Below are 12,611 nucleotides of genomic sequence, written 5' to 3' on the forward strand. Positions count from 1 at the left end.
GCTAAATTATATTTCTGTCCCACTCCCTAAATAATTAAATCATTGTTAGAGACTTAAATACTATCGACGACAGTACCTTCGTCTCCCCATTCATTCATGCCGCCTTCAACATTTACTGCATGAATATCTTGTTCTTCTAAATATTGTACTACTCTTGCACTACGTGAACCTGCTGCACAAATAATGTAGTATGTTTCATCTTTATTGAAATCATTGATATGATGTGGAATTTCATCCATTGGAATCAGTTTAGCTCCAGGAATCACGCCAAGCGCTGTTTCTTCATTTGTGCGAACATCTACAATATTCACCGGATTTGAATCTAATATTTTTTTCTTTAATTCATCTACTGTAATTGATTCCATTTTGAATCTCTCCTTTATCTATATTATTTAGCAACGATATTAACTAATTTTTGAGGCACAGCAATCACTTTTTTGATCTCTTTACCTTCAATGCTCGCTTTAACATTATCATTAACTAAGGCTAAATCTTGCATTTCTTCTTTAGATAAATCTTTAGGAATGTTTAATTTAGCGCGTACTTTACCGTTGACTTGAACGACAATTTCCACTTCTTCATCTACAAGTAAACTTTCATCAAATGTAGGCCAAGGTTGATACGTAATTGTTTCATTATGTCCTAACTTGCTCCACAATTCTTCACCAATATGTGGTGCGATAGGTGCTAACATTTTCACGAAACCTTCGATATAAGGTTTATAAATCTCGTTAGCTTTATAACAATCATTGATAAATACCATTAATTGACTAATGGCAGTATTAAAGCTTAATGCATTAAAATCTTCAGTCACTTTCTTAACTGTTTGATTATAAACTTTGTCTAATGATTTATCGTTAGAGTCAACAATCTTATTATTTAATGTGCCATCCTCAGTTACGATGAGTCTCCATACGCGATCAAGGAATCTTCTTGAACCATCTAAACCATTTTCGCTCCAAGCGATGGCAGCATCTAAAGGTCCCATAAACATTTCGTATAAACGTAATGTGTCTGCACCATGTGAAGAAACGATATCATCAGGGTTAATTACGTTTCCTTTAGATTTACTCATTTTTTCGTTTCCTTCGCCAAGAATCATACCTTGGTTATATAGTTTTTGGAATGGCTCTTTTGTAGGTACCACGCCTAAATCGTATAACACTTTATGCCAGAATCTTGCATATAATAAATGAAGTACTGCGTGTTCAACTCCACCTATATATAAATCAACTGGCAACCAATGTTTTAGCTTTTCAGGATCCGCAATCATCTTTTCATTATCTGGGTCGATGTAACGTAAATAGTACCAACAACTTCCTGCCCATTGTGGCATTGTATTAGTTTCACGACGACCTTTCATGCCAGTTTTCTCATCAACGACATTAACAAAGTCATCAATATTTGCTAGTGGTGATTCACCAGTTCCTGAAGGTTTAATTTCGTCCGTTTCAGGAAGTAATAATGGTAGGTCTTCCTCTGGTACTGTTGTCATTGAACCATCTTCCCAATGAATAATTGGAATTGGTTCACCCCAATAACGTTGTCTACTAAATAACCAGTCGCGAAGTTTGTAATTTACTTTTTTCTCACCCGCGCCTTTTGCTTCTAGTAATTCAATTGCTTTACTAATGGCTGCTTCATTTTCAAGACCGTCAAGTTCACCTGAATTAACATGTTTACCCTCACCAGTGTATGCTTCTAATTGAACGTCTCCACCTTCAATCACTTCAATAATTGGTAAGTCAAATTTCTTAGCAAATTCATGGTCACGTTCATCATGTCCTGGAACAGCCATCACAGCGCCTGTACCGTATGTTGATAATACATAGTCCGCAATCCATATTGGTAATTTTTGACCAGAAAGTGGATTAATTGCATATGCACCTGTGAATACGCCTGTTTTACCTTTTGCTAAATCTGTTCTTTCTAAGTCTGATTTTTTAGATGCTTCTTCTTGGTAAGCTTTGACTTCTTCTAGTTTATCACTAGATGTAATTTTATTTACAAGTGAATGCTCAGGGCTTAACACAAGGAAAGTAGTGCCGAAGATTGTATCTGGACGTGTTGTGAATACGTCAATTTCATCATCTGTACCATCTACATTAAATGAAACTTTCGCCCCTTCAGAACGGCCAATCCAATTTCGTTGCATATCCTTAATTGACTCTGGCCAATCTAATTCGTCTAAATCTTCTAATAAACGATCTGCATATTCTGTAATTTTAAGGACCCATTGTTTCATAGGTTTACGATATACAGGATGTCCACCACGTTCTGATACACCATCTACCACTTCTTCGTTTGATAGAACTGTACCTAATGCCGGACACCAGTTAACTGCAACTTCATCTACATATGCTAAACCTTTATTATAAAGTTGAATAAAAATCCATTGTGTCCACTTGTAATACTCAGGGTCTGTCGTATTAACTTCTCTATCCCAATCGTAACTAAATCCTAATTCTTGGATTTGGCGTTTAAATGTTTGTACATTTTTCTTAGTAAATTCTCTAGGATCATTACCAGTATCTAATGCGTATTGTTCTGCAGGTAATCCAAATGCATCCCACCCCATCGGATGTAAAACATTGTATCCTTGCATACGTTTATAACGAGAAATAATATCCGTTGCTGTATAACCTTCTGGATGACCTACGTGCAATCCAGCTCCAGATGGATAAGGAAACATGTCTAACGCGTAAAATTTCTTTTGACCTAAATTGTCACTTGTTTTAAATGTCTTGTTCTCTGCCCAGTAATCTTGCCATTTCTTTTCAATTTCCTTGTGATTGTAATTCAACACATTTCCTCCTATTTCATAAAAAAGACACCTCTACTATTGGATTTAAAGGGACGACGATACTGCCGCGTTACCACCCTTATTCGCTAAGATAGCGCACTTCATTCTAATAGTTAGAGATGTCTCATTCAATTCATTAAATTATTGTAAGTCATTTAGTCCTTAACACTAGTTCTCACCTTTACTAGTTCTCTGTAGAAAAGCCTCTAAATACTTCTATCTATACATTTTTAATATTATGTTATAAAAGCCATTATTGCAAGTAGTTAAGGCCTATTATTTATAATCAATACGTATTATTTCGTAGCATTCGATTTTCGTCTAGGTCTTCGAGGTGTTTGGGATTCATTGTCATCTTTAGGCAAACCTCTATCAAAGATACTTAGGAAAATGAGACCCACGCATAATAAGACAATCATACCGATAAACATCATACTCATATTAAGTGTATCTACAAGTACACCACCAATAAACGGACCAAAAGCTTTACCTACTGTTGAAGCAGAGTTTACAAAACCTTGATATTGTCCCTGCTTTCCTTCAGGCGCAAGTTTATTTGCGATTGTTGGTACCGCAGGCCACACAAACATTTCACCAAAAGTAAGAATAACCATTCCGACAACAAAGATAGCAAAATGATGTGCGAAACTTGTAACTAAGAATGAACTCATAAAAATAAAAATACCAACAAACATTTGATGTTTTAAGTTTCCTCTTAATATAACAATTATAGGTCTAATTAAAGGCTGTGCTACAAGAATCATTATGCCGTTAATTGTCCATAGTACACTGTATTGTGACATCGAAATATTTATTGATTGCGTAAATGATGCAATTGTTGTCTCCCATTGAATATAGGCTATCCAACAAATTGCAAACATGGCACATATGAGCATCATTGCTGTAAAACGTTTTTTACTTTCCTTACTTTTTAAATCAATCGCATCTTGATGTTTTACCTTCGCATGAATTTCTAAATTAAATTGCGTAATCGCAACAAGCTCGAATAACACATACATCACTAAATTAGCTAAGAAAATATAATTAAAGCTAAATTCCGCTACAAATCCACCTAGTGCCGCACCCGCAGCAACACCGATGTTTTGCGCTAAATAAATGGCATTAAATGTTTGACGTCCCCCATTTGGCCATACTGCTCCGGCCATCGCATAAATTGCCGGGACAATCATACCGCCACCAAAACCTAGTAACACAAGCCAAACTGCATACCAAGGCCAACCGTGAAATAGATTTAATAATGTGGTACTGCACAAACATGTAAACGTACCTATTAAAATAGTTTTATAGCCACCTAGTTTATCAAATAAGGTGCCCCCTAATAAGTTACCGACGACCATACCAAATGAATTAATCATTAAGACGATACCAGCTATTGTGAGACTCTTATGAAGCTCTTCCTTCATATAAATAGTGTTTAAAGGCCACAAAAAACTGGCGCCAGTGATATTTAAGGCCATGCCTATAACTAGCCACCAAACTGATTTAGGTATATTCATATCTTGAGTCCCTCTCTTTATGTTTTTCTCAATCTATAATAGACACTATAACACTAAAATATGTTAAAATCTGTACTTAGAACTAAAATAGAAAGGAAAATGTATTATGGGTAATTATTTCCCGTATGCTTTTGAAAATAAACGATATCACACATGGAATTATCATTTAAAAAATAAATTTGGACAAAAAATATTTAAGGTGGCGCTTGATGGTGGTTTTGACTGCCCTAATAGAGATGGCACTGTTGCTCATGGTGGTTGTACATTTTGCTCAGCTGCAGGAAGTGGCGACTTCGCAGGTAACAGAGCTGATCCAATAGAAGTGCAATTCCAACAAATTAAATCACGTATGCATGAAAAATGGAGTGAAGGACGATACATTGCCTACTTCCAAGCCTTCACAAACACACACGCACCTGTAGAAGTGCTTAAGGAAAAATATGAACCAGTACTTAAAGAAGAAGGTGTCGTCGGTTTATCTATTGCAACCCGTCCTGACTGTTTACCTGATGATGTTGTTGAATATTTAGCAGAATTAAATGAACGAACGTATCTATGGGTTGAGTTAGGCTTACAAACTGTTCATCAAACTACTTCTGACTTAATTAATCGTGCACATGATATGCAAACGTATTACGAAGGTGTAGCTAAATTAAGAAAGCATAATATTAACGTATGTACGCATATCATTAATGGTTTACCAGGTGAGGACTATGACATGATGATGGAAACTGCTAAAGAAGTTGCACAAATGGATGTTCAAGGTATTAAAATTCATTTACTTCACCTATTAAAAGGCACACCAATGGTTAAACAATATGAAAAAGGAATGCTAGAGTTTATGAGTCAAGATGACTATACGCAATTAGTATGTGACCAACTTGAAGTGATTCCTCCCGAAATGATAGTACATCGTATCACTGGAGATGGTCCTATTGATTTAATGGTTGGTCCAATGTGGAGTGTAAATAAATGGGAAGTTTTAAATGAAATTGATAACGAATTAGAACGTAGAGGCTCATACCAAGGTAAAAAATACGAACAAAAACAAAAGGTTCAATCATGAAATTAGAACGCATTCTCCCCTTTTCAAAGTCACTAATAGATAGCCATATTAACGATGAAAGCATAGTGATAGATGCCACTTGTGGTAATGGCAACGATACTTATTATTTAGCAAGTAAAGTTGAGCGTGGTTTCGTTTATGGATTTGATATTCAACAAGAAGCAATAGACAATACAAGATTGAAAATTGACGGTTTCGAAAATGTTAAATTAATTCTCGATGGTCACGAAAATATTAAAAAACATATTTCAAAAGAACATGTAGGTAAAATTGATGCGGCAATATTTAATTTAGGTTACTTACCTAAAGGTAATAAAGCCATTGTGACTCAACCTAAGACTACTATTAAAGCGATTGAAAGTATCTTTGAAGTATTGAGTGTAGAGGGAATTATTATTCTCGTTATTTATCACGGTCATGAAGAAGGTAAAATTGAAAGAGATGCTTTAATTGATTATTTAAGTCAATTTGATCAAAATCAAGCACACATATTACAATATCAATTTATTAATCAGAAAAACCATGCACCTTTCTTATGTGCAATCGAAAAACGAAATTAAAAAGTTAAAGATCTTATCCCCTCTTTTCGTAAGAAGGAATAAGATCTTTTTTAATAAATAATTATAAGACAGGTTAAACAGCTAAAATTGATTTTAAACTCATTTGCATTGGTTCAGATTTACTACCTATGGATTGACCAATAAAGTTAAGTAAGTCTTGCTTTTTCTTACTGAGCTTTTCATTAAAATGAATGATTACTGTACGTTCATCATCTTGAGGTCTTTCTTTATATATCCATTCAAGATTAACCAAATTATTATAAGTACGAGTACGCTTATAAGGTTTGATATGAACAAAATCATCCATTTCTTTAAGTGTCATTGAACCCTCTTCCCAAAGAGTGAGCAAAATTAAAATTTCTTCCTTAGACATATTATACTCTTTTTTGATTGCATCAAAAATGGAGTTAATGTCTTTAAGTAACGCTTCTAATTGCAAAATTCCATGAACTCTATCTTTTTCACTTTTAGCCAAAATTAACATCTCCCAAATAAAATAACTGTTAAATATTTTTCTAAGTTAACCGGCTCCCCAAATTTACACTTACCACCGGCTAATTTAAAAACGATTGAATCATTCCCAATTATTAAATTGAACGAGTTAATTTAAAATCAATTTAGACTATTTAAAGCAATGCAGACTAGGAAAATTAGATATAAAAAGCATGAAAATTTTTAACATTAATAATATAATTTTACGTCATCCCCTAGTCCAAATACATATTAAAATTATATTATTTATATAAACAAAATATATCAAGTTCACAATTAAAATGCAACGTTTTTGTGATATATTTCTATAAAAGTTTTAAATGTAATATTGTTTTATAACAATCATTTCTATTTATGAAGTGGTTATGAATAAAAAAGAGCTTACCTCTTCGTAAGCTCTCAAAATTTAAATATCTTCAATTTCTTCCTCTTCGACAACAAATCCCATTGTATTTACACTATTGTTTAAGAAAGTTAATACATATCTCATCACTTGGTCTCTTTCGGGTTCATTTTGAATTTCATGATATAACCCTTCCCAAGATTTAAAGTATAGTTCATTTGTAGCTAATTTATCTTTTAATTCAATTATGACATCGGTATCTACAATTTTATCTTCTGTACCGTACATGATTAATGAAGGTAATGGTTTAATATCTTTAATATGATCCATTGTTTCTTTCATCTTCTCAACGATTAAATTATACCAACGATAAGTCACTTTCTTTAGCATTAATCCATCATTGTCAGTTTCTTCAATAATTTCCTCATTACGTGTTAAATCTTGCGTCGTAATTCCAACTTTAAAACGTGTATCTTTAGACATTTTACCTAGATTAGATATCATCTTATTTTTACGATCCTTACCAGATTTGCGAAGTTCTAACATTGGGGACATTAACATCATCCCCTCAATTGGTAGGTCTACTTTTTCTAAAAGATTTAATATGATTAATCCACCTAAACCAACACCTAATACAAAAGTAGGAAGTTTATATTCATTGGCAATTTTTATCCATTCTACAAAATGCTCATGATATGTATTAAAATCCTCAATTTGTCCTTTATTTGCGCGAGATGTTTGTCCTTGTCCAGGCAAGTCTCCCATGATAACGTGATAACCATTTCTTCTAAGCATGGTAATAACGTACGCATATCGTCCGGTATGTTCTAAAATATTATGAGCAATGACCACAATGCCTTTAGCATCATTTTCTGTTTCCCATTTCCACATTCTAAGACTGCCCCTTTTTATTTATTCTTTAATAGTACAATTATAGCAAAACGAACATATTGATTACCATTTATAGCCTTATTTTCAATTAAAAATCAATTAAACGATACAAATCTCACATAAAAATAAAAGTATAATTATACCCGAATATTGTTTTATCGCATTATGTAAACGCTTTCTCATATATAAGTTTCGTGATACACTATTTTTAAACATAAATGTTTCATCGCAAAGGGAGGTATTACATATGTCACTTTTTAGAGATTTCTTTATCGCATTATCTAACAGTACTTATTTAAATGAAACCGCTAAAAAAGTAGGACCAAGAATGGGCGCAAATAAAGTTGTAGTAGGAAATACAATTCCTGAATTAATAGAAACCATTCAATATTTAAATGAATATAAAATCGCTGTGACAGTGGATTGTTTAGGTGAATTTGTTGGGACTAGAGAAGAAAGTTTACATGCCAAACAACAAATTTTAGAAATTATCGAAGCAATTCAATTTTATGATGTTGAGGCGCATATGTCTGTTAAGATAAGTCAATTAGGTAGTGAATTTGATTTAGATCTTGCCTATGAAAATATGCGAGAAATACTTCTCAAAGCAGACGAATGTGGCAAAATGCATATTAATATAGATACTGAAAAATACGACAGTTTGCAACAAATTCAGCAAGTATTAGACAGACTTAAAGGTGAATTTAGAAATGTCGGAACTGTGGTACAAGCGTATCTTTATGAAGCTGAAGATTTAATAGAAAAATATCCCGATCTTCGTTTACGTTTAGTAAAAGGTGCGTATAAAGAAAATGAAACTATCGCATACCAAACTAAAGAAGAGATTGATGCAAATTACATTCGAATAATCGAGAAACGTTTATTAAATGCACGTAATTATACATCTATTGCTACACATGATGATCAAATTATTAATCATGTTAAGCAATTTATGAAGAAAAATCATATCGAAAAAGACCAAATGGAATTCCAAATGTTATATGGTTTCCGTTCTGAATTAGCACAATCTATCGCTAACGAGGGTTACCATTTTACAGTTTATGTACCATACGGTGATGATTGGTTTGCATACTTTATGAGAAGATTAGCTGAAAGACCTCAAAATTTATCACTTGCTTTTAAAGAATTTACTAACCCTAAAGTTTTAAAAAAGGTAGGCCTTTACGGAGGCATCGCTGCAGGCGTCGCCAGCACCCTCGCCATAGCAACACAACTACTCAAGCGTTAAGGTAACAAACCAAACGGCACGAAGAAGTCGACGCACCCGCCATGATAACTTCTTCGTGCCGTATTGCTTTGTCTATATTTGTTTAATTAAATTAGCCATTTCAATTGCACTTACAGCAGCTTCTGAACCTTTGTTCCCTGCTTTAGTACCTGCTCGCTCAACAGCTTGTTCAATACTTTCAGTTGTTAATATACCAAAGATGACTGGTACATCAGAAACATCATTCGCCTTAGATACACCTTTAGCGACTTCATTACATACATAATCATAGTGAGACGTAGCACCTCTAATTACACAACCAAGTGTAATGACCGCATCATATTCCCCTTTTTGAGCTAATTTCTTAGCAACTAATGGTATTTCAAATGCTCCAGGTACATACGCTACATCAATTTGATCCGCTTCAACTTCATGACGAATTAACGTGTCTTTGGCACCTTCTAATAGACGTCCAGTAATAAAATCATTAAATCTGCTTACCACAATAGCAATTTTTAAATTTTTACCAACTAATTTACCTTCAAAATTCATGATTGAATTTCCTCCTCGTTTGTTCAGTTTGTTATATAGTAACTTAAATCAAGTGTCCCATTTTTGTCTTCTTCGTTTCCATATAGCTATGATTATGTTCAGTTTCAGGAACAATTAATTCAATTCTATCTTCAATGTTAATACCATACTCTTTTAATCCTTCAAATTTCTTAGGATTATTACTGAGTAATTTAATCTTTTCAATATTAAAGTATTTCAATATTTGAGCTGCTATATTATAATCTCTTAAATCTTCATCAAAACCTAAAGCAAGATTCGCAGTAACTGTATCGTATCCTTTTTCAATAAGTTCATAAGCACGTAATTTGTTCATCAACCCAATACCACGACCTTCTTGTGGAAGATAAATAATCATACCGCCGTTCTCATCAATATATTTCATTGATGCTTCAAGTTGAGCGCCACAATCACATCTTTGACTATGGAAAATATCGCCCGTTAAACATGCAGAGTGAATACGAACATTTTCATTTCTGCGGATATCTCCTTTAGCAATGACTACAATTTCTTCATCACTTAAATCAGTAGTGAAGCCATACATATCAAATGTACCTAAATCCGTAGGCATGTTAACTTTAGCATTCAATTCAACATGAGACTCCGTTTGTTTACGATACGCAATCAAACTTTCAATCGTAATCATTTTCAAATTATGGCGTTCCTTGAACGTTTGTAAATCATTACCTTTAGCCATTGTGCCGTCATCATTCATAATTTCACAAATAACGCCTGCAGGTCTTGCACCTGATAATTTGGCTAAATCGACAGCCGCTTCAGTATGACCATTACGTTCTAATACACCATTGTCTTTAGCAATCAATGGAAATAAATGTCCAGGACGATTAAAATCTGTCGCACTTGCATTGTCATCTATCAATGCTCTTGCAGTTAACATGCGCTCATTCGCGCTAATGCCAGTAGTCGTTGTTTTATGATCTACACTTATAGTAAAATGAGTGCCATATACGTCAGTATTATTGCTTTCCATCGCATTTAATTCTAGACGACGCGCAATTGAACGATCAATTGGTGCACATATAAGACCTCGTCCTTCTTTTGCCATAAAGTTAATCGTATCATCAGCCATCCATTCAGTAATAGCGACTAAATCTCCTTCATTTTCTCTATCCTCATCGTCAACTACAATAATGCTTTCACCATTTTTTAAAGCTTCTATAGCCAACTCAATATTGTCAAATTGCATGTGAATTCCTCCTAAAAACCAAATGCACGTAATTTATCTTCAGTAAGTTCGCTCTTCTTATTTTTCATGATATTCTCTACATATTTGAAAAGGACGTCTGTTTCTAAATGAACAGCATCGCCTACTTTCTTTCCTGATAATATCGTTGACTTTCGTGTCTCAGGAATAAGATGAATATCAAAGGTCGTTTCATGAAGATCAAATACTGTTAAACTGACTCCATCGACAGTGATAGAACCTTGTTTTACCATTTGATTCAATATATTTTTCGAAGTTTTAATTGAAATGATTTTTGAGTTAGCTGTTTCATTAATTTTAGAAATTGTTCCAAGTTCATCCACATGACCTAAGACAAAATGTCCTCCGAATCTCCCCTTACCACTCATGGCTCTTTCAAGGTTGACTTCAGAATGTCGTTGTACGTCAGCTAAGTAGGTTTTATTTTCCGTACCTTTAATCACCTGTACAGAAAAAGTTGAATCATTGAAATCAATGACTGTTAAACATGCACCGTTGACGCTAATAGAATCACCAATATGCATATCTTCTAAAATTTGTTTAGCACTAATTTCTAATGTTCTTACTGACTGTTGGGTGTGAACTTGTTTAACGGTACCAATTTCTTCAACGATACCTGTAAACATGCCTATTCACTTCTTTCGTAGTTTCAATTTAATATTTTGATTAATTAACTTGGAATAAACAATTTCAAATTGCGTAGCTTCTGGTAAATCAATAACTTCATCCGTTTTGAAAAATTGATGTTTACCTGAACCACCTATTAATTTCGGGGCTAAATAGAGAATAAGTTCATTTAAATGATCAGATTGGAGAAATTGTGAAGTAATATTTGGTCCTGCCTCGACTAGCAGTTTGCCAATACCTCTGCGATATAAATCTTTTAATATTGCTGTCGTTTCGCATTCTTGCATATATATAATTTCTATATGTTTATCGTTATTTTTTAATTTTTCATTTTCAGTATAAATCCAAATTCGTGAAGTTGTATCTTTAAATAACTGATGTTCAAAATTGATATCGCCTGTTTTCGATAGAATCACCCTTATCGGATTTTTACCATCTGGCACCCTTGTCGTATATAAGGGATCGTCTGCTTCGATTGTTTTTCGACCAGTTACTACCGCATCATGTTCATGACGCAGTCGATACACATCTTCTTTAACTTCTTTATTTGTAATCCATTTACTTTCATCTAAATCAGTGGCTTGTTTTCCATCGAGACTTGATGAAACTTTAACAGTTAATTCAGGTATGCCCTTCCTTTTAGCTGGAAAGAAATCTTTATAAAGTTCAGCAGCATCTTCATTGAATTGAAATTCAACTTCAATACCTGCTTCTTTTAGAATTTCATCGCCTTTAGAAACTAACGTCGTGTCTTTTACCGCGTATATGACTTTTTTAATACCAAATTCGATAATTTTATCAACACATGGTGGTGTTGAGCCATGATGCGTACACGGTTCTAAAGAAACGTAAATCGTAGCGTCTTTTGCAGCTTTTCCAGCCATATCCAACGCTTGAACTTCCGCATGCTTGTCACCCTTTTTCAGATGAGCTCCTAAACCAACGATTCTACCATCCTTAACTACAACAGATCCTACTGGTGGATTTATACCTGTTTGGCCATCAACCATTTGTGCAAGTTGAATAGCATAATTCATAAATCGACTCAATTTATCACCTCAATAAAATAAAAAAACCTTATACTAATGTAAAAGGCATAAGGAGACTTGTATATCTTTAAATAAGCCGATTTGCATGTCAGAAGACATACTGATACAAATTGGCTTATCGTTACACTTTTTTAGTGTTTGTCGATAGTTGTTATTCTTTCTCCCATCCAGACTTTAACTGTCGGCTCTAGATTCTCACTAGATCAGCCACTAACATTATGTGTTAGCAGGTCGCAGGCT

The 12,611-nt window shown here is 33.9% G+C and carries 12 protein-coding genes; 3 read left to right on the forward strand and 9 right to left on the reverse strand.

Going from position 1 to position 12,611, the window contains the following annotated elements; all coding sequences use genetic code 11:
- Positions 1 to 53 precede the first annotated feature (53 nt).
- The 3 genes from HMPREF3264_RS11405 to HMPREF3264_RS11415 form a co-directional block, all read right to left on the reverse strand.
- A complete protein-coding gene (locus HMPREF3264_RS11405) occupies positions 54 to 365 on the reverse strand; it encodes a rhodanese-like domain-containing protein (RefSeq protein ID WP_070873382.1) in 312 nt (103 codons plus the stop codon).
- Between the two features lie 23 nt (positions 366 to 388).
- Positions 389 to 2,806, reverse strand: coding sequence for a leucine--tRNA ligase (gene leuS / locus HMPREF3264_RS11410; protein WP_095323269.1), 2,418 nt, complete (start codon positions 2,804 to 2,806; stop codon positions 389 to 391).
- A 293-nt stretch (positions 2,807 to 3,099) separates the two neighbouring features.
- Positions 3,100 to 4,320: an MDR family MFS transporter gene (locus HMPREF3264_RS11415; protein ID WP_070873383.1), complete on the reverse strand. Its 1,221-nt coding sequence runs from the start codon at positions 4,318 to 4,320 to the stop codon at positions 3,100 to 3,102.
- 106 nt (positions 4,321 to 4,426) lie between these two features.
- Here HMPREF3264_RS11415 and HMPREF3264_RS11420 point away from each other — a divergent pair, with 106 nt between their 5' ends.
- A complete protein-coding gene (locus HMPREF3264_RS11420; RefSeq protein WP_070873384.1) occupies positions 4,427 to 5,386 on the forward strand; it encodes a tRNA modification radical SAM protein MnmL/YtqA in 960 nt (319 codons plus the stop codon).
- Positions 5,383 to 5,946: a tRNA 5-(aminomethyl)-2-thiouridylate-methyltransferase MnmM gene (locus HMPREF3264_RS11425; RefSeq protein ID WP_070873385.1), complete on the forward strand. Its 564-nt coding sequence runs from the start codon at positions 5,383 to 5,385 to the stop codon at positions 5,944 to 5,946. Before HMPREF3264_RS11420 ends, HMPREF3264_RS11425 begins: the two co-directional genes overlap by 4 nt.
- A gap of 73 nt (positions 5,947 to 6,019) precedes the next feature.
- Here HMPREF3264_RS11425 and HMPREF3264_RS11430 read toward each other — a convergent pair whose 3' ends face one another.
- Positions 6,020 to 6,421, reverse strand: a complete 402-nt coding sequence (locus tag HMPREF3264_RS11430; RefSeq protein WP_037541517.1) for a SarA family transcriptional regulator — start codon at positions 6,419 to 6,421, stop codon at positions 6,020 to 6,022.
- A 423-nt stretch (positions 6,422 to 6,844) separates the two neighbouring features.
- Positions 6,845 to 7,672, reverse strand: a complete 828-nt coding sequence (locus tag HMPREF3264_RS11435) for an alpha/beta fold hydrolase (protein ID WP_070873386.1) — start codon at positions 7,670 to 7,672, stop codon at positions 6,845 to 6,847.
- 247 nt (positions 7,673 to 7,919) lie between these two features.
- On the opposite strand from HMPREF3264_RS11435, the gene HMPREF3264_RS11440 reads away from it, so the two are divergent.
- A complete protein-coding gene (locus HMPREF3264_RS11440; RefSeq protein ID WP_070873387.1) occupies positions 7,920 to 8,921 on the forward strand; it encodes a proline dehydrogenase family protein in 1,002 nt (333 codons plus the stop codon).
- 72 nt (positions 8,922 to 8,993) lie between these two features.
- Here HMPREF3264_RS11440 and ribE (HMPREF3264_RS11445) read toward each other — a convergent pair whose 3' ends face one another.
- The 4 genes from ribE (HMPREF3264_RS11445) to ribD are packed head-to-tail and all read right to left on the reverse strand — an operon-like array spanning position 8,994 to position 12,371.
- Positions 8,994 to 9,452 (reverse strand): 6,7-dimethyl-8-ribityllumazine synthase, encoded by a 459-nt coding sequence (gene ribE, locus HMPREF3264_RS11445; protein ID WP_070873388.1) that lies wholly within the window; start codon positions 9,450 to 9,452, stop codon positions 8,994 to 8,996.
- Positions 9,453 to 9,495: 43 nt separating this feature from the next.
- Entirely contained in the window at positions 9,496 to 10,677 is a 1,182-nt protein-coding gene (locus HMPREF3264_RS11450) for a bifunctional 3,4-dihydroxy-2-butanone-4-phosphate synthase/GTP cyclohydrolase II (RefSeq protein ID WP_070873389.1), read from the reverse strand.
- Between the two features lie 11 nt (positions 10,678 to 10,688).
- Positions 10,689 to 11,321, reverse strand: a complete 633-nt coding sequence (ribE, locus tag HMPREF3264_RS11455) for a riboflavin synthase (RefSeq protein WP_070873390.1) — start codon at positions 11,319 to 11,321, stop codon at positions 10,689 to 10,691.
- 6 nt (positions 11,322 to 11,327) lie between these two features.
- Positions 11,328 to 12,371: a bifunctional diaminohydroxyphosphoribosylaminopyrimidine deaminase/5-amino-6-(5-phosphoribosylamino)uracil reductase RibD gene (ribD, locus tag HMPREF3264_RS11460; protein ID WP_070873391.1), complete on the reverse strand. Its 1,044-nt coding sequence runs from the start codon at positions 12,369 to 12,371 to the stop codon at positions 11,328 to 11,330.
- Positions 12,372 to 12,611: the final 240 nt, after the last annotated feature.

The sequence above is a fragment of the Staphylococcus sp. HMSC62A08 genome (assembly GCF_001839105.1).
In the GTDB taxonomy this organism is placed as follows: Bacteria; Bacillota; Bacilli; order Staphylococcales; family Staphylococcaceae; genus Staphylococcus; species Staphylococcus caprae.